The following is an 18,103-nucleotide window of genomic DNA, read 5'->3' as shown; positions in this document are numbered from 1 at the left end:
ATCTTGCTATTATATTAGACATTTGGCATAATTAAATCCTTCTATATAGTTTAGTTTGAACTGGAAAGTGAGGGGAGATGCCAACCAAGGTTCGTCGATATGTGAGTCTTTTTGTTCTTGGATCTTTCCTTGTTTTGATTACTTTGTTTGTTTTGGCACGTCTTGTCATTACACCTGAACGTATAAAAACTGTTTTTGTTCCTGTTGTTGAACGTTATTTTCACTGTGATATAAATCTTGAATCGGTTGATGTAAGTCTCTTTTCAGGTGTATCTCTGTCCAATCTTGAATTGCTGAATAACGTTGATGGTGCAATGATTCTTGCCGCCGATAAAGTCGTTTTACGTTATCAGATCTTACCATTGTTTGTTCAGCGGATTGTCATTGATGAAATTCGTTTGGAACATCCACGTGTTAATGTTGAACGCTATCCGGGTGGTAGCATTAATCTCTACGATTTCTTTACTCAAAAAAGAACAGCGGAAGAACATGCTTCTTTTGCTGATGATCTTCCTTCAGATATGAATATTCTTATCTCTCATCTGTATATTCAGCGAGGAGAGGTGTTGTTTAAAGATTACAGCTTTGGTTCGGCTCCCCATCGATACAAATTGACCGATTTTGATCTTCACTTAACCAATTTCTCCCTTAATAATGATTTTTCTTTTGAATTATGGGGCAAGATTAACGATGCCCCGGTTGATGCCGAAGGAACTGTTAACTTAAATCAACAACGCTACGATCTCGATTTTGTTATTGATCATCTAGAGATGGTTCCGTTTCAACCTTATTATCGCAGTGAGATCAATGGTCGTATTGATGACTTAATTCTTAGTATGGATGCTCGTCTTAATATTGATCGTAATTCACTTGCTTCGACGGGTGATCTTCAGCTTCGGCAACTTGATTATTCCTCAGCAACGTATTCTGATCTCTCCATACAGGCTAAGGAAGTTGATCTTGAGTTTGATGTTTTATTCAGTCAACAGCAGAAGATGACAATTAAAAAACTTCATTTAGATTATGATGGTATGCAAGCTAATATTGATGGTGATTTGGCCATTGTGGAAGAAACTCCTGATATTGATCTTCATGTTACCATACCGAAATTGTCACTTAGGAAAAGTCACGCGCTATTACCTCGCGACTTTGCTACGTCCTTTTCGGGTTATGATATTGCTGGCGATGTTAACCTTGATCTTGTATTACGTGGCCATAGTTTCGACTTTAAAAAAATTATTCAGCAATCAACAATAACTCTAGATTCTGTTCAAGCAAGTATTGATAATCTTCGTCCTTCGATTACAGGGACAATTAAGACCTCTGGTGATACATTTGTTGCAGATGATTTATCCCTTGTTTTGGGTGATAATACTCTTCATCTCAACTTAGTAAGCAACGATATTTGGGCTCTCCGGCCAATGATTGAAGTTGAGGTTGGCGCAGAAACTTTTGATTTTAACACCACCACAACTCGGTTACGTTCTGACTTTGGTGAGGCAGGGAATCGTACCGAAGATTTTACATTAACATCGCGTGAGTTGACTGAACCTAGTGCTGTAAAGTTACCCTTTGATGTCGTTGGAGCGTTATCAATTGATAGTGTTAAAGTGGGAAATATTGATTATTCCACTTTGAAAAGTCAGTTTTCTTTGCGCAACAATATCTTTCAGTATGATTCACTCTCGTGTGCTGTTGCTGACGGTACGCTTGATTCAAGTGGTCACGTTGATCTGACGCAACAAGGTTATGCTTATGGTGGACATGTAACGGGCCGTGGTCTACAGCTAGAAGGGTTGTCGAAAGCCTTCGACACAAGCATGATGGGTTCTGTTTCTGGAGTTTTAGCTGTTTCTGTTGATTACAGTGGTGCTGGAACGCAAAAGCTCCGTGTTCAACAGAATCTTTCCGGTTCTGGTACCTTTGAAATTGAAAATGGTGATATGTCTGGTACTGCGTTGATGGATGAGCTGTCGGTTTTTTTTGGTCTTTCTGAATTTCAAATTTTCCGTTTTTCTGAAGGGCGTGGAACCTTTAAACTTAAGACAGGTGGACAGATTCATTACGATGCTCAATTTCTTGGCAGTCGTTCACGGATTCATCCTAAGGGGACATGGCAGTATCGTGGAGCTTTGGCGGCGCAAGTGGCGGTTTATTTATCCCCTGAATTGGCTGCAGAGTTGGGTTCTAACCCTCAATTAATCCCATATTTACAGGAGCGTGACGGTTGGAGCCTTGTGCCCCTGTCTGTCACTGGGAGCTTAGATGCGCCCCATGTCAATATCAATATCGAGAAAGCCAGTGGTTCTGTTTTGCAGCATGTTGGCGATGTTGTTATTGATGAGCTGAAAGAGCGTGTTGAAGGTGAGGCTGATCTCTCGACAGGCAATGCTGAGGTCGAATTGATTGAATCGGTTGAGGGGCTATTGGATAAATAGTTTGGTTTTAGCTACCCAAATAATGGAGATATAGAATTATGGTTGATAAACGTAGAAAGTTGAGGATTACTAAAAGAATTCGGGTCATGTATGGTCCAGAATTTCCGTCTAAGGTTGGCTTTACTTCTGATATCTCTGAATCTGGTTTGTGTCTTAAGTCGTTTGTCGTTTTTAAGCCAGGCACGGTATTGCTTCTAGAAATTGAAGCGCCGAGTGGTGAATTAATTCGACTTGAAGGTCGTGTCCATTGGGCACGGAAAGTTCCGCCTAACCTTCTACGTAAGGTGAAACACGCTGGAATGGGCGTTAAAATCATTAATTTCACTAATGGTCGTGAAGTTTTTTTAAGTCTTTTCCGTTGAATCGTGAATAATCCGTGTGTTTCTGCCTGCCATGATAATTTTCTTTCTATTACTATTTCAATATATCAAAATAATACCCCCCCTCTCGCTTAATTAACCACACTACGAATACATTAATTAACATTCTACCGTTGTGACCTGTTGCTGGTTATAGCTTAGCTGTGCTATTTTATTCTGGATTATACGTCGGTTATCTTTTATTTTTCTCTTTATAAATGAAGTTTTTAATATATGTCACCATTCAAAGAACGCTTAGATAAGTTGTTGGTTGATCGCGGATTATGTTTATCACGTGAACGAGCTCGGGCCATGATTATGGCTGGTAAAGTTCTTGTTTTCGATCGTGTGATTGATAAAGCTGGGACTAAAGTTGATTGTGAAGCCGAGATCCGTTTGCGCGGCGCGGATATCCCCTATGTTTCTCGTGGTGGGTTAAAGCTTGCTGGTGGTTTAGCAGCATTCACGTTAGACGTTGTTGGTCGTATTGCTATTGATGTTGGTGCTTCAACGGGTGGCTTTACAGATTGTCTGTTGCAGCAGGGTGTTAAAAAAGTTTATGCGGTTGATGTTGGCTACGGTCAATTGGCTTGGAAGTTACGAGAAGATGAGCGTGTTATTAATCTTGAACGGACAAATATTCGTGATTTGACTGTTGAACAACTTGATGAACGGCCAAGCTTAGCTGTAATCGATGCATCATTTATCTCTCTTGACAAGGTGTTGCCACCAACATTGTCTCTCCTAGATGTTAATAGTGACATTGTTGCTTTGATTAAGCCACAATTTGAAGTGGGTAAGGGGATGGTTGGTAAGGGGGGGGTTGTTCGTGACCCGAATCAACACAATGAGGTCATTGAAAAGATAAAAATATTAGCTGAGAAGCTAGGTTGTCGGGTCGGATCTGTTGCAGATAGTTCTCTATTGGGGCCAAAAGGCAATCGAGAGTTTCTTATTCATCTTATATATCGTAGTGATATTACCGAGATTATAACGAAGTGATAAAGATTTTACATACATCAGATATTGATCTAGGTGCATTGCCTTCCTTTGCCAATGACTTTAGTGACAAGCATCATCATCACCGACTGGCGACATTTAATGCTCTCATTGACTTAGCTCTTGAGCGTCAGGTCGACCTTTTTGTTGTTTTAGATCATTTGTTTTTTGGTGCAAACCCTGATTCTGAATGGCTTGATGCAGTACAGGCTGGACTGCTACGGCTTGAGGAGCAGGGAATTACAGTTTTACTCTATCGTGGAAACAATGATGCGGTTGGCGAACAGGTTGTCGATGGTTTGGAGCGTTATTACGTTTCACAAAACGGGACTACACCAATAGAGCTGGTTATTGGTGCTGAAACGGTCAATCTGCATCTTTTGAATCTGCCGCTATCAAGTGAGACGACACCATCAAGTACGATACCATGTGAATCGCTGGTTTCTTATCGTATTGGTATCTTGTTAAAGGCTGTTTCAGGTGCAAATTTCTCAAACCCGTACTATGATTTTTTGATTCATCATAAAGAATCAATTCAAGCTTTAAATCATCATTATGTTGCCGTAGGGTGTCGTCACCCCTCTGAATTGGTGGATGATGGTAAAGTTCTTGCTTTTTGCCCAGGTTCGCCACAGGCAGTCGATTTTTCGGAAAAAGGGCCTCGGTACTGTGCGCTCGTTATTTTGGATCAACACCGGGTCGAAGTTGAAAAAATTGAAATACAACAATCATTGTTTGATTATGCCTGCATTGATATCTCTGAGTATTTCGATGAAAGGGATATTTGTGCTGCGGTGGTTGCTCTGGCTCAGGAAGGCCTAGTCTTACAGGTCGAACTAATTGGTCATATCGAATATCCATTAACGCTGAGTCGCATTGTGAGCCAATGTCAAAATATGTTTACCTATTTGGACATTGTTGACCATACCTCATTGCTTAATAGCCGTTATTTGAAATCAATGGCAAAAGAAAATACAGTACGAGGAAAGTTGGCACAAAGATTTATAGCTATGAATGCAAGTACCAATGATGTTGATCAGCAGAGGATTTATGAACTTGCATTACGTGATCTTTTGCACCGGTTTAACGCAGTTCAAGGCGAAAATAGTGGGGCAGGATTATGATTCTTCGCAGCCTCGAATTGAAAAATTTCGGCTTATTTAACGACAAATCCTACGAATTTCGTCGCGGTATGAATCTAGTCATTGGCCCCAATGAAGCTGGTAAGTCGACAATGATGGAATCAGTTCCTGCGATCCTCTTTGGTTGTAATGAAAAAAAACGGTTTCAGCCTTGGGGGCAAAGTGAACCAACCTGTGCAGCCTTGATTTTAGAGAATCAGCGGAATAATGTTTTAATCGAGCGTAATATTAATAACGATCATGTCGAGTTAAGGCAATCTGATGACATGTATCAACAGCAAGATCATTTTATTGCTACGGTTGCAGTAGGAGAACACTCGCCGCAGCAATTAGAGTATCGCGAGTATTTAGCTAAGACGTTAGGGATTCACGATGAAATGCTTTTTCGTGCGTCATTATTTGTTGGTCAAGGAGATTTCCCTTCCAGTGCTAAACAGATTGAACAGCAAATAAGGATTCTCTTGTCGGGCTTTATTCACGGTGACTGTGATCTCGTTCGGCAATCACTTCAGGATGATTATCTGGCCATTACATGTGAAGATCCATGGAATGGTTTAAAGGCATCGCCACGTGAACTTGATGTCGTAAATGAGTTGTTGAGTGATCTTGATGTAAAACGTGAACAAATAAATCAGTGGTTGCTTGAATCAAAACAGGTGAAACAGCAGATCGTTGAACTTGAACAAAATCTAGACCGCGATCGAAGTGATTATGAAAGTGGTATTGAGTATTTAGTTTGGATTCAGCAACAGTGGGACGATGATGGTTCTGCGCATAAAACTACCGTAAGTTTATCTGATTCTGGTGACAGTGGAAATGATAACCACCCATTGATTACTGAATGCAAGCAGTTAGAAAAAACATTAACAGATGCTGGGTTGCCGGCTGAAATACCTGAAGATTTACCTCGCTTACTCTCTAGTGCTGATGATATTCGTTGTGATTTAATTTCCCTTCAGCAGGAGGTAACTCCATTTCGTAAAGAGTTAATGGAGACCTCTTTACCATGTTGGAAAAAGTCTCTCCTTGCTACCTTGGTACCACTGCTTGTTATCGTCGTTTTATGGGATTTTTCTCCTGATAAACACACACTCTTTATTGCACTGTTTAGTCTCCTTTGTGTGGCATTGTGGGGATCATTTTTATTCCGTTACCGGCAACAGCGGTTGACACAATTACTGGTTCAAGAAAAAATAGATCAGGTGGAATTAAAACGCACTGAGGACCGCTCACGTTTAGAAGCTCTCGATGAAGAATTCGAAAGCCATGGTTTATCAAGTTCAGCAATTGAACTTGTTAAAATGAAAAAGATACTCGAAGCGCATGAACATATATTAGTTCGATTAAGTGAAATTCGCTATCAACTTCATCAAGGCGTTACGGCTGACACGAGTGTCGCCAATACCTCCGGTATGTCAGATTGTGGTGAACAGGAGGAATGTTGTGATGTGCGCCATTTAACACCTAGCGATATTCCTGAGGCGGAGGCGAAACTTGCTGATCTGAAAAACACGATACATAGTGATGAAGCTGAATTACTTTCTTTGCTTCGCACAGGAGCAGTGTTGCAATGCCGCATAGATGACTGTGGTAAATTAGATGTAAGTGAGGTGCAACTTCGAACTCGTGTTGCTGAACTTGAGGAAAAAAAGCAAGTTTTGAGTTGTGCTAATCAGGTTTTAAATGAAGCAATTGAAGAATTTCATAGAGTAAACTTAACGAAATTAGAAAAAGAGATGGGATGCTATTTAAGTAAAGCAACCCTTGGTAAGTACCGTAGTGTGAAGATACATGATGATTTTTCAGTCTCCCTAGCAGGCATTGGTCGGAGTAGTGATTGGGTTCCTTTATCAAGTCTAAGTCGTGGTACCATTGATGTTGCTTGTCTTGCTATTCGTTTATCGGTAACCAGATATATAACTCACAACGAATATTTGCCTTTTTTTCTAGATGATGCTCTGGTTAATTTGGATTCTTCACGGCTAGTCGATACCATTGATGCGTTGGAACGAATGAGTGAAGATCATCAAATTATTATGTTTACCCACGATGAACGGTTGTATAAATTAGCAGGAAGGCGTCTCTGGCATGTGATCTCGCTTGGTGAACAACCAAAGCGAAAGACGAAGAAACGAAAGGAAAACCGTGATTATGGAAATGAACTTGGTGGACAGCTGTCTCTTTTGTAAAATCATCAGAGGTGAAATTCCTGCAGAAATTGTTTATGACGACGATAAGGTTCTTGTGTTTAAAGATATTGATCCACAGGCTCCAGTTCATCTACTGATCATTCCCCGCAACCATATATCTCGAATTAATGATATTGGGCTCGATGATGCCTTGCTTATCGGTCATATCCACCTTGTTGCCGTTGAACTGGCAAAGAAATTTACCATTAGTGACTCAGGCTTTCGCTTAGTAAATAATTGTAATGACGATGGGGGACAAGCTGTTGATCACCTCCATTTCCATCTGCTTGGTGGCAGAAAAATGCAATGGCCACCAGGTTAAAATGTTCGCTACGTTGAGTTGTTTATTCGTCCAGTTTACTGTTGTGTAATGAGGTAATAGATCATGTTGTGTGATGAAAATAATCGAAAAATGCAAAAGTTGATGGATGAAATTTCAGAGCTTTTGGTTACACATCATGGAGGCGGTTTTTCCGACGATGCCCTTGAAAACGGCATTATTAAGTTGAACGGGGCTTTTAAATTAGCTAAAGAATCTCATTCTGCACAAGTTAGAAAGTCTGGTGAACCTTATTTGTTTCACCCTCTTAGGGTCTCTCATCTCGCCGCACGACACTGGATGGGGTTTTCCTCTATTATTGCAGCATTACTGCATGATGTTGTTGAAGATACTCCCGTTACTATTGAGGAAGTAGAGGATGAATTCGGTACTGAAGTGGCTTTGTTGGTTAAAGGGCTGACAAAGGTTGAAGATTCAGAACTCAGTCGTGAAGCGCTTAAAGAAGAGACTTATCGTAATCAGATCTTGATGGCGATAAAAGATATTCGTGTCTTGTGTTTGAAGTTCTGGGATAGAATCGATAATTTGCGTACTATTGATGCATTAAAACCACAAAAGCAAGCCTTGATCGCCGATGAAACACGTAAGGTATATATTCCGCTAGCGCGCCATTTAGGCATGGGAAAAGTTGCCGATGAACTCGATGCCCTGTCACTGTCGGTCCTTTATCCTCGCCGAGCATCTCGATACCGCCGAATCCTGGAAGAGGTTAAGCGTCGCTCTGAACCTGCGTTAAAACAACTTCGTTTGGATATTGTGACCGAATTTAGCCGTCACAAGTTGAATATTGTTTTGAACGATACATGGAGATCATTTTCCCTAGAAGGAACCCAACGGGTTACGCGCGGCGTAAGTGCTCTTTATACGCTCGATATTCTTGTTGATTCATCTATGGATGCTTATATGGCTCTAGGTTTGATTCACCGTCTGTATTGTCCGATTACTGGTAAATTACGTGATCATCTCAATGCACCATCTCAGCACGGTTATCAGGCGATTAAAACGACAATTCAGGCAGGAGAGTATCGTTTGCGAGTGCGAATCACGACACGAAAACTTGATCGATTTAATCAGTCTGGAGTTTTAGCACCTGGTTTTGAATTTAGAAAAGAGAACTTTGATGGCTTGATGCGCAGTCTCTTAGATGGTGAATCTGTCTTTGATGTGGATCGTTTGCGTCTGGCGTCGGCCACGATTCAGGTTTATACACCAAATGGTGATTCAAGAATGCTTCCTGAGGGAAGTTGTGCCCTAGATTTCGCTTTTGAAATTCATGAGGACCTTGGTCTCTACGCATATCGAGCACGAATTAATGGTCAAACTCGGTTACTCAAGACATCGTTGATGGATGGCGATCAGGTTAAAATAGAGAAAGTTTCATCACTGGCAGTGTTGCCAAAATGGTTAGACTGGGCGATTACACCCAAAGCCCGTAATTCAATTAGACGATGTTTGAGAACTAATTTTAGGGAAAATAAGAGTGATGAAGACTAGAACTTTATTGATAGGTTTGTGGTGTTTGCTGTTGATGATTTCGAGCATCAGTTACGGTTGGGCGGCCCAGCATGCAAGTGTTTTTGTTTATCACCGTTTTGGTGATTCCCGTTATCCGTCTACTAATATTGAACTCCCAGTATTTAAGCAACAACTGGAGTATTTAAAGCAGAACCACTATGTTGTTTTACCTTTAGGTGACATTGTTGATCGGCTCAAACGTGGTGAAGAACTACCCAATAAGTGTGTTGCCATTACTGTGGATGATGGTTATTTAACCTTTTTGACTGGTGCAATACCATTACTCAAACAGTATGGTTTTCCATCAACGCTCTTTATCAATACCGATTCTGTTGGCGGTAAGAGTTATTTAAGTTGGGCACAATTGCGACAACTACATCAAGAGGGTGTTGAAATCGGTAACCATTCAGCATCACACCCCTATTTTGTTTCCACAGAGGTGAATGAGCCTCTTACTTGGTATGCTAATTCGCTCGCTGATATAACAAAGGCTTCGGATGCTTTTTCTGATCACCTTGACTTTAAACCGCAGCTGTTTGCCTATCCCTATGGTGAGTATTCGCCACAACTTGAACACTTAGTTGAAAAGTTAGGCTTTAAGGCAGCGGTAGCCCAGCAGTCTGGTGCCATGACAAAAGATTTATCCTTTTATAGTTTACCTCGATTTCCCATGGGTGGGCCATTCGCCACGTTTAATGGTTTTAAAAGTAAGTTGTCCATGTTGCCAATGCCCGTGATTGTACAGCAGCCTAAAGGCCCTGTAGTGCAGGAACAAAATCCACCGGAATTAACGTTTGCGTTGCAGCATCAAGAGATTGATTTGAACAGCTTACGCTGCTATGTACAGGGGCAGGATCCCGTTTCTGTTGAAGAGATTGACGGCGGTCTGTTCCGAGTCGTAGCAAAACAGCCGCTGGGTGGCAGGCGTAATAAATATACAATTACGGCGCAAAGCCGTGATGGTCGTTCCTGGTATTGGTTTAGTCATTTGTGGGTCAGGCCATAATCAAAGATAATCATGGATTCTGCGATGGTCAGCCGAAATTTTCTTTGACGGTTTACGAATTGAAGCATCAGCAACAAATGCCACTTTATTTCTTAGTTCAAGTTGCGCCAGTTGAGACAATTGATTGTAATTGATCATTGTTTGTATCTCAGTAACGTACGCGTCACGTCGTGTGGAGTAGCTCAATAAGCCTTCCGCTAAATAGAAGCCCTGTAGTGGCTGTTGTTTGCTGCGCATCGTTTCACGGGATGCGCGTAGCCCGGAATAAGCATTATGAGTGTTTAAGTTGTTGATGTAAGATTGTATTGAATCGCTTAATGACGAAAACTTTTTGACTTCATATGTTTCCCCTGCAGGCCGACCTTTTGGCACGATGCCTGTCCCTGGGGTAAATGTCCATTCGCCAAAAATATTATTCGCTTGTTGCGCAAAGCGTGACGTGCCGTATGCGGATTCATTTGCTGCCTGAGCTAAAACTAAAGCAGTTGGTATCATGTCAACGCGACTTAATAGCTGTTTACGGTGCTCGCTATTGTTTAGTGGGTCGTGGCTAAAGCGATACTCTTTCATTAAACGCTTAATCCAGTCTTTGTTGCGAGTAGAGAGAGTTTGCTCTTTGTCATATTGGGCGAGTAATTGTTTTAACTGTTCGCGTTGTTGGAGTACTTTTTCGTTTTGTGTTAATACCATTGGCAGTAAACTGAGGAAAAATAAGTGTTTTTTTTGTTTTACATTGGGCACAGTTGATAAATCAGCAGGGAAGTTGTGCACTGTAATGTCGGGAACGCCCTGGTCCAGTGTCGTCCACCTGTAGTCTAGTTGGTCAAATACCAGCTGAATTTGTGAATATGAAGTAGGTTTAACGGTTTGCGGATGATTTGCTGATGTTGAATCCTGAATATTGCAACCACAGAGAAGCATTGTGAATAAGCAGATCATTACTTGTAAACGTTGTGAGTATGTCATGGTCTTCAACTTTATTTTAGGTTGTAACAAGGCAGTGTTTTACCTGTTATATGGGTGCCGATTTCAAAGCGAATTAAGATATCATAAGTTTTCTTTTAATGCAACATGTTGAATGTCCGTCATAATTCGTTTGATCTGATTACTAACAATATGTCTCAAAATGTAGCGTGGACTGTCTTTAAGTGTGGGATAGATTTGACAGTATGAAACATTGTTTTGGTGCTTAGATTGCAATTCTTCGACTGATAGGGTAAATTCACGCCTTTGTATCTTTAGAAATTGTTCGACAACGATGAAATGATAGTTCCTACTGCTTTAACGTAAGCATGTCGATATATCTCAGTTTAGATGAACAGGAGAAGGTGTGATGTCAGATGAATTAAAGCCATTACGTGAGAAAATTGATACTCTCGATGATCAAATTCTTGATCTTCTCAATGAGCGAGCTCAGGTTGTTATCGATGTAGGTAAAACCAAGAAAAATAACAAAAAATCTTTTTACGTTCCAAGCCGTGAACAGGCAATTTATGAGCGGCTAAGGAGTCAAAGCCCGGGACCTTTTCCCGTCGATGCTATTCAGCGGGTTTTTAGAGAGATTATTTCTGCCTCACTTTCTCTTGAACAACCAATGAAGGTCGCTTTTCTTGGGCCACAAGCAACCTTTACCCATGTTGCGGCTATGCAGCAATTTGGATTGTCTGCTCAACTTATTCCACAAAAGAGTATTCCCGCTGTTTTTGAAGAGGTAGCACGTGGTCGTGCTTCTTATGGGGTTGTTCCTGTTGAGAATTCTAATGAGGGGGTTGTGACCCATACGTTGGATATGTTTATGGAGTCTGAGCTGAAAATCAATGCAGAGATTTTACAAGAGATCTCGCATGATCTGCTGTCAATGTCCGCCAATATGGCCGATATTGAACGCGTCTATTCTCATCCTCAGGCGCTAGCCCAGTGCCGAAAGTGGCTGGATGAAAATTTGCCAGATGTTCCGTTGATTGATGTAGCCAGCACTGCTGCTGCTGCACAACTTGCTGCTGGAGATCGAAGTGCTGCGGCAATTGCCAGTGCGATGGCGGGGGCTCAGTATGACCTGCGCCAAGTCAAAGCTAATATTGCTGATAATTCGAGTAACTTTACCCGTTTTCTCGTTATCAGTAACCAATTGCCTGAGCCTGGTGAGCGTGACAAGACCAGTATCATGTTTTGTATTAAAGATGAGCCCGGTATTTTGTTAAGAATGTTGGAACCTTTCAGTCAGCGTGGAATTAATCTCTCTAAAATTGAGAGTCGACCGTTAAAGAAAAGGGCTTGGGAGTATATTTTCTTTCTTGATATTGAAGGTCATATTGAAAACGAAAATGTCCATGATGCCGTGGAACAACTCGCCAATTATTGCCAATTTATTAAGGTTTTGGGTTCCTACCCGAAGACTATATGAGTTTAAGTCATGTCTGATATGATTGTAAAAAGTATAGCGATTATTGGCGTTGGATTGATCGGTGGTTCTTTTGCTTTGGCCTTAAAGAAATCCAAAGCGGTTGAAACAATTTTTGGTTGGGATGCCAATCATGAAAACCTAGCGCTAGCTGAGAAGCTTGGTATTATCGATAGTGCGAGCCTAAGTCTTGCTGACGCGGTAAAAGATGCTGATGTTGTCCTGTTAGCTGTTCCTGTTGGCAGCATGCAAGTCGTTGCTCGTTCCGTTTTGACTCATATGAAATCGGGTAGTATTTTGACCGATACGGGTAGTGTTAAACAAACCGTTGTTGATTCCCTCGAACCTTTGGCGATTGATTCCAATGTTCTTTTTGTCGGAGGACACCCCATTTCAGGTACCGAGCGTAGTGGTGCTGCTGCGGCATTTAAAGAGCTCTATCAAGATAAAAGGTGTATTTTAACACCGACACCTAATACCAATAGCACTGCACTGGCAATTGTCGAACGACTTTGGTGTGCTGTGGGGTCTGACGTGGTTAAGATGGATGTTGTCAAGCACGATCGCATTCTTGCGGCGATAAGCCATCTACCTCATATGATAGCTTATTCGTTAGTGAACTCTGTAAGCTCTTATGATCGTTATCCTGAAAATATTCTCGATTTTTCTGCTGGAGGATTTCGTGATTTTACTCGAATCGCATCATCCGATCCTGTGATGTGGCGAGATATAGCACTGACTAATCGTGAATCTTTGCTTGAGATGATTACCCAGTTTGAACAGTTTCTAGCTGAGTTAAAGCAGGATATCGACCAGGGTGATATGGAGCGCTTGTTTACGTTTTTTCAGCAATCGAAAATTAGTCGCGATGCGATTTTACACCCTGATCCAAAGGAACAGTAAGTTATGACTTTACAATCAAAAGTTGTTACGTCCAGCCAAGGTTTGCGTGGGGAGATAACTGTCCCAGGTGATAAGTCTATTTCACATCGCTCTATTATGTTTGGTGCTTTGGCACAAGGTAAAACCCATGTAACTGGGTTTCTTCAAGGTGAAGATAATCTGTCTACATTGAACGCCTTTAAGTCGATGGGGGTCACGATTGATCAACATAGCAACGGTGAATTAACAATTCATGGCTGTGGATTGCACGGTTTGAAGGAACCGTCAGATGTTTTAGATTGTGGTAACTCGGGCACAACGATTCGATTAATGTCGGGGTTGTTGGCTGGACAATCATTTTTTTCAGTATTAACTGGTGATCAGTATTTACGTAAGCGGCCTATGGGACGAGTGGTTAACCCTTTAGCGCAAATGGGGGCTAAAATTTCAGGTCGTGAAAATGGTCAATGTGCTCCACTCGCAATTCAGGGCCAAGCTTTAACTGCAATTGATTACACTTCTCCTGTGGCAAGTGCTCAGGTTAAGTCAGCGATTTTATTAGCGGGTTTATATGCCGACGGTGTGACTACCGTTAACGAGCCTCATTTGTCACGTGATCACTCTGAACGTATGTTGCGCCATTTTGGTGTTGAGGTGAACTCTTTTCCGGGTGGAGCTTCTGTTGCAGGGGGGCAAACTCTGCAAGCGCAAGATCTTTTAGTTCCGGGTGATATCTCGTCTGCTGCGTTTTTCATGGTGGCGGCGTTGATTGTACCGAATTCAGAGTTACTCATTCGCAATGTGGGCATCAATCCAAGCCGCTCGGGAATTATTGATATTTTACAAGCGATGAATGGTTCTGTTGAGTTGGTTGATCAACGTGAGATGGCGGGAGAACCTGTTGCTGACATCCTCGTCAAAAGTAGTCAACTTAAAGGGATTGAAATTGGCGGTGAATTTGTACCGCGCGCCATTGACGAATTTCCTGTTATCAGTATTGCGGCTGCTTGCGCAGAGGGGACAACCGTTTTTCGCGATGCTCGTGAGTTGCGTGTTAAAGAGACGGATCGAATTGCGGCAATGGAGACTGTCTTACGTGTGTTGGGTGTGTGCGTTGAAAGCCATGATGATGGCATGACGATTCAAGGCTGTGAGCAATTCAGTGGTGGCCGAGTGAACTCTTGTGGCGATCACCGCATTGCTATGAGCTCAGCAATCGCCGCATTACGTGCTAAAGAGTCTCTCACCATCGATGACACTCAGTGTACGGCAACCTCGTTCCCAATTTTTTGGGATTTACTCGATCAAACGAGAGTTTAAATTAAATATTTATGTCAAAAAATCTTATCATAGCAATTGATGGCCCTTCGGGAGCAGGCAAGAGCACATTGAGCCGTTTGCTTTCAGGGCGATTGAATTATATCAATATTGACACGGGCGCAATGTATCGTACCGTTGCTCTTGCAGTAGATCGTGCAGGTATTGATCTGGGGGATCGTTACGCTTTAGATCAATTGTGTCAAAGTTTAGATATCCATTTTAAACGCGATGGTGAAACTGAGACAGTATGGCTTGGTGACGAAGATGTTTCTACTTTGATTCGCACTCCTGAAATGAGCTTACTGACTTCACGGGTTTCAGCCTGTCGAGAAGTGCGTGCAGCGATGCTGACCTTGCAGCGTCAAATGGGTGAGGATGGTGGCGTTGTTTTGGAAGGTCGTGATATTGGCAGCGTCGTATTTCCGAATGCTCAGGTGAAGTTTTATCTTAGTGCCAGTGCGCAGGCGCGCGGGACACGACGTTACGACGAACTACGCCAAAATGGAGTAGAGGTCGACTTGAAACAGACTATCGCTGAAGTGATTCAACGTGATGTTGCGGATACCAGTCGCGAAAATGCACCACTGATTCAAGCGGATGATGCGATTGTTGTTGATTCAACCTCAATGTCGATTGATCAGGTTCTTGAATTTATGCTGGCAAAAATCGAGGGACACCTATAGCTCTAGCTTATAGCTGAATGGGTGTTGGCTGAACAACATAGGAAGTGCAGTGATGGAAATTGTTCTCGCTAATAGCGCAGGGTTTTGTTTTGGGGTGAAACGCGCGGTAAATATGGCCTTTAAGGCCGCAGATGCCTCTGAGAGAATTTGTTCTCTTGGCCCACTCATTCATTCACCGCAACTAGTTGAAAAACTAGAGGATGAAGGGATTCAAGTTGTTCACTCTGTTGATGAGATGACCGATGAAACGGTGATTATTCGTTCTCATGGAATAACGCGCAGTGAAGAAGATTCACTGACCCAACAAAAACTTACCGTTGTCGATGCGACGTGCCCATTTGTTAAAAAAGCGCAACAGTACGCGGCCCTTTTAGGTGAGGGGGGGTATACCGTTGTTATTGTCGGTGAGCAAGAGCATCCCGAGGTTCAGGGGATTGTTTCCTATGTTGGTGATGCTCAAACCTCAGTCGTTGCAAATGCTGAAGAAGCGCAAAAAATTCCAGGGCAAAAGAAAATGGGCTTAGTCGCTCAAACAACACAATCTTTTGAAAATTTTAGTGAAATTGCCGATATTTTGCTGGCTAAATGCAAAGAGCTGCGCGTGTTTAATACCATTTGTGATGCAACAGTCGTAAGGCAAAATGAGGCACGGGAAATTGCTCGTCGTGTCGATGTCATGCTTGTCCTCGGTGGTCGCAATAGTGCAAATACCACGCGTTTAGCTCAGATCTGTTCTGAAATTCAACCGAAAACATATCATATTGAAACAGCAGCTGGCATTGATCCACAATGGGTAGTTGGTTTGACTTCAATTGGGATTACGGCTGGAGCATCGACACCAGAGTGGATAATTCGCGAAGTAATGGAAAGACTGCGGGAAATCGCAAAATAATGTTTGTTTTTTTTATCGTCTGTGCTACGGTTCGGCTCCACGGCTCGGACTGTGGGCGTCTTAAGTGCTAGACGTAATTTTCTAGGGGGTACTTTGGTTAATGTCTGAAAACAACGAAACAAGTAACGAAGATGAGCTCGAATTTATGCAAGATGAATTCGGAGCAGAGTTTGACGAAGAGTTTGACGCTGAGAGCTTCGAAGAGATGTTCGAAAACAGCGCACAAGGAAACTTGGCTGTTGGCGATGTAGTTGAAGGCACAGTTGTTCAGGTTAATCCTGATTCAGTTGTCGTTGACGTAGGCTACAAATCTGAAGGGGTTATCCCTTTGTCTGAATTTTCTGTCGATGGCTCGTCTGTAGAATTGAATATCGGTGACAAAATTGATGTTCTCTTTGAGCGTGCTGAGAATGAAAGTGGCCTTATCGGGCTTTCAAAAGAAAAAGCAGACCGTCAGAAGGTCTGGAATGCGCTTGAAGAAGATGCGGTTGTTGAAGGTCGCATTGTTTCACGCATTAAAGGTGGTCTTTCTGTTGATATCGGTGTTAATGCATTCCTGCCCGGTTCACAGGTTGATTTACGCCCAGTTCGTAACCTTGATAAACTCATTGGTGAAACTTTTGAGTTCAAGATTATTAAACTTAATAAGCGTCGCGGAAATATCGTACTTTCCCGTCGTGTGTTGCTAGAAAATGAGCGTGAAAGCCAACGTTCTGATACACTCAAAACTCTCGAAGAAAATCAGATTGTTGAAGGTGTTGTGAAGAACTTGACTGATTACGGTGCATTTATTGATCTAGGCGGCATCGATGGTTTGTTACATATTACTGATATGTCATGGGGTCGTGTTTCCCATCCTTCCGATATTCTCGCGGTAGGTGATAGTATCAGTGTTAAGGTTCTCAAGTTTGACCGTGAAAAAGAGCGTGTCAGCTTAGGCCTCAAGCAAATCACTCCTGATCCTTGGTTAAGTGTTCAGGAAAAATATCCAGCTAAGGACCGTGTAACAGGTAAGGTAGTAAGCCTGACTGATTACGGTGCATTTATTGAACTTGAAGAGGGCGTTGAAGGCCTGATTCACGTTTCAGAGATGAGCTGGACAAAACGTATCAAGCATCCAAACAAGATTCTTTCGATTGGTGATGAAGTCGAAACAATCGTTCTAGCTATGGATACTGATAATCGTCGCATCTCTTTAGGTTTGAAGCAAGTTGAGCCTAATCCATGGGAAGTGATCGGTGAGAAGTTCCCTGCTGGTACAATTATCGAAGGTCAAGTTAAGAACATTACTGACTTTGGTATCTTTGTTGGTGTTGATGAAGGCATTGACGGCCTTGTCCATATTTCAGATCTTTCTTGGACAAAGCGCATCAAGCATCCTTCTGAACTGTACAAAAAAGGTGATCTCGTTAAGGCTGTTGTTTTGAATATCGATCGCGACAATGAGCGTTTCTCGCTTGGTGTTAAGCAGTTGAGTCAAGATCCTTGGCAGATTATCCCTGAGCAATATGCACCAGGCACTATCATTCGCGGTAAGGTAACTTCTGTGACTGAGTTCGGCATCTTCCTTGAGGTTGAAGAGGGTGTTGAAGGTCTGATTCATGTTTCAGAGATCAGCAAAGACAAAGTTGATTCACCAAAAGATTTCGCTAAAATTGGTGAAGAACTCGAAGCTGTTGTTCTGCATGTAGATACAAATGAGCATAAAATTGCTTTATCAATCAAGCACTTGTCTGAACGTAAAGAGAAGGCTGAAGTTGATGCATTTATTGGTGCTCAGAAAAAAGCAACATCAAGCTTAGGTGACCTACTTCAAGGTGCATTTGGTAGTTCTGACCAAGAATAGTTAATCCTTTGTTCTAATCAGCCCCTGCTATATTTGTAGCAGGGGCTTTTTTGTCAGGTTTATGATGAAAAAACGACCATTTATAATTGCA

General features: G+C 42.1%; 15 protein-coding genes. 14 read left to right on the top strand and 1 reads right to left on the bottom strand.

Annotated elements, in window-relative coordinates; all coding sequences use genetic code 11:
• Positions 1-77: 77 nt before the first annotated feature.
• The 8 genes from ACZ5KY_RS12430 (at position 78) to ACZ5KY_RS12395 (ending at position 9,988) form a co-directional block, all read left to right on the top strand.
• On the top strand, positions 78-2,438 hold the full coding sequence (locus ACZ5KY_RS12430) for an AsmA family protein (protein ID WP_464244213.1): 2,361 nt from the start codon (positions 78-80) through the stop codon (positions 2,436-2,438).
• A 38-nt stretch (positions 2,439-2,476) separates the two neighbouring features.
• Complete coding sequence (locus ACZ5KY_RS12425) at positions 2,477-2,800, top strand: PilZ domain-containing protein (RefSeq protein WP_464244212.1); 324 nt, start codon at positions 2,477-2,479, stop codon at positions 2,798-2,800.
• Positions 2,801-3,031: 231 nt separating this feature from the next.
• The gene (locus ACZ5KY_RS12420; protein WP_464244211.1) at positions 3,032-3,799 is read left to right on the top strand and encodes a TlyA family RNA methyltransferase; all 768 of its coding nucleotides are present in this window, start codon (positions 3,032-3,034) and stop codon (positions 3,797-3,799) included.
• A complete protein-coding gene (locus ACZ5KY_RS12415) occupies positions 3,796-4,920 on the top strand; it encodes a metallophosphoesterase family protein (RefSeq protein ID WP_464244210.1) in 1,125 nt (374 codons plus the stop codon). Before ACZ5KY_RS12420 ends, ACZ5KY_RS12415 begins: the two co-directional genes overlap by 4 nt.
• Positions 4,917-7,127: an ATP-binding protein gene (locus ACZ5KY_RS12410; RefSeq protein WP_464244209.1), complete on the top strand. Its 2,211-nt coding sequence runs from the start codon at positions 4,917-4,919 to the stop codon at positions 7,125-7,127. Before ACZ5KY_RS12415 ends, ACZ5KY_RS12410 begins: the two co-directional genes overlap by 4 nt.
• Entirely contained in the window at positions 7,105-7,449 is a 345-nt protein-coding gene (locus ACZ5KY_RS12405; protein WP_464244669.1) for a histidine triad nucleotide-binding protein, read from the top strand. Before ACZ5KY_RS12410 ends, ACZ5KY_RS12405 begins: the two co-directional genes overlap by 23 nt.
• A gap of 63 nt (positions 7,450-7,512) precedes the next feature.
• Positions 7,513-8,961 carry an HD domain-containing protein gene (locus ACZ5KY_RS12400; RefSeq protein ID WP_464244208.1) on the top strand — a complete coding sequence of 483 codons (1,449 nt, stop codon included), beginning with the start codon at positions 7,513-7,515 and terminating at the stop codon, positions 8,959-8,961.
• A complete protein-coding gene (locus ACZ5KY_RS12395) occupies positions 8,951-9,988 on the top strand; it encodes a polysaccharide deacetylase family protein (RefSeq protein ID WP_464244207.1) in 1,038 nt (345 codons plus the stop codon). Before ACZ5KY_RS12400 ends, ACZ5KY_RS12395 begins: the two co-directional genes overlap by 11 nt.
• Here ACZ5KY_RS12395 and ACZ5KY_RS12390 read toward each other — a convergent pair whose 3' ends face one another.
• Positions 9,989-10,954, bottom strand: coding sequence for a glucosaminidase domain-containing protein (locus tag ACZ5KY_RS12390; RefSeq protein WP_464244206.1), 966 nt, complete (start codon positions 10,952-10,954; stop codon positions 9,989-9,991).
• Between the two features lie 367 nt (positions 10,955-11,321).
• Here ACZ5KY_RS12390 and pheA point away from each other — a divergent pair, with 367 nt between their 5' ends.
• The 6 genes from pheA to ACZ5KY_RS12360 all read left to right on the top strand — a co-directional run bounded on the left by pheA (position 11,322) and on the right by ACZ5KY_RS12360 (position 18,012).
• A complete protein-coding gene (pheA, locus tag ACZ5KY_RS12385) occupies positions 11,322-12,392 on the top strand; it encodes a prephenate dehydratase (protein WP_464244205.1) in 1,071 nt (356 codons plus the stop codon).
• 9 nt (positions 12,393-12,401) lie between these two features.
• Complete coding sequence (locus ACZ5KY_RS12380; RefSeq protein WP_464244204.1) at positions 12,402-13,292, top strand: prephenate dehydrogenase; 891 nt, start codon at positions 12,402-12,404, stop codon at positions 13,290-13,292.
• Between the two features lie 3 nt (positions 13,293-13,295).
• Positions 13,296-14,591: a 3-phosphoshikimate 1-carboxyvinyltransferase gene (gene aroA, locus ACZ5KY_RS12375; RefSeq protein WP_464244203.1), complete on the top strand. Its 1,296-nt coding sequence runs from the start codon at positions 13,296-13,298 to the stop codon at positions 14,589-14,591.
• Between the two features lie 11 nt (positions 14,592-14,602).
• Positions 14,603-15,274, top strand: a complete 672-nt coding sequence (gene cmk / locus ACZ5KY_RS12370; protein ID WP_464244202.1) for a (d)CMP kinase — start codon at positions 14,603-14,605, stop codon at positions 15,272-15,274.
• Positions 15,275-15,326: 52 nt separating this feature from the next.
• Positions 15,327-16,166, top strand: coding sequence for a 4-hydroxy-3-methylbut-2-enyl diphosphate reductase (gene ispH, locus ACZ5KY_RS12365; protein WP_464244668.1), 840 nt, complete (start codon positions 15,327-15,329; stop codon positions 16,164-16,166).
• A gap of 100 nt (positions 16,167-16,266) precedes the next feature.
• Positions 16,267-18,012: a 30S ribosomal protein S1 gene (locus tag ACZ5KY_RS12360; RefSeq protein ID WP_464244201.1), complete on the top strand. Its 1,746-nt coding sequence runs from the start codon at positions 16,267-16,269 to the stop codon at positions 18,010-18,012.
• Positions 18,013-18,103: the final 91 nt, after the last annotated feature.

It is taken from the genome of Desulfuromonas svalbardensis, assembly GCF_055389415.1.
This window is presented reverse-complemented; position numbering and strand designations above follow the sequence as displayed.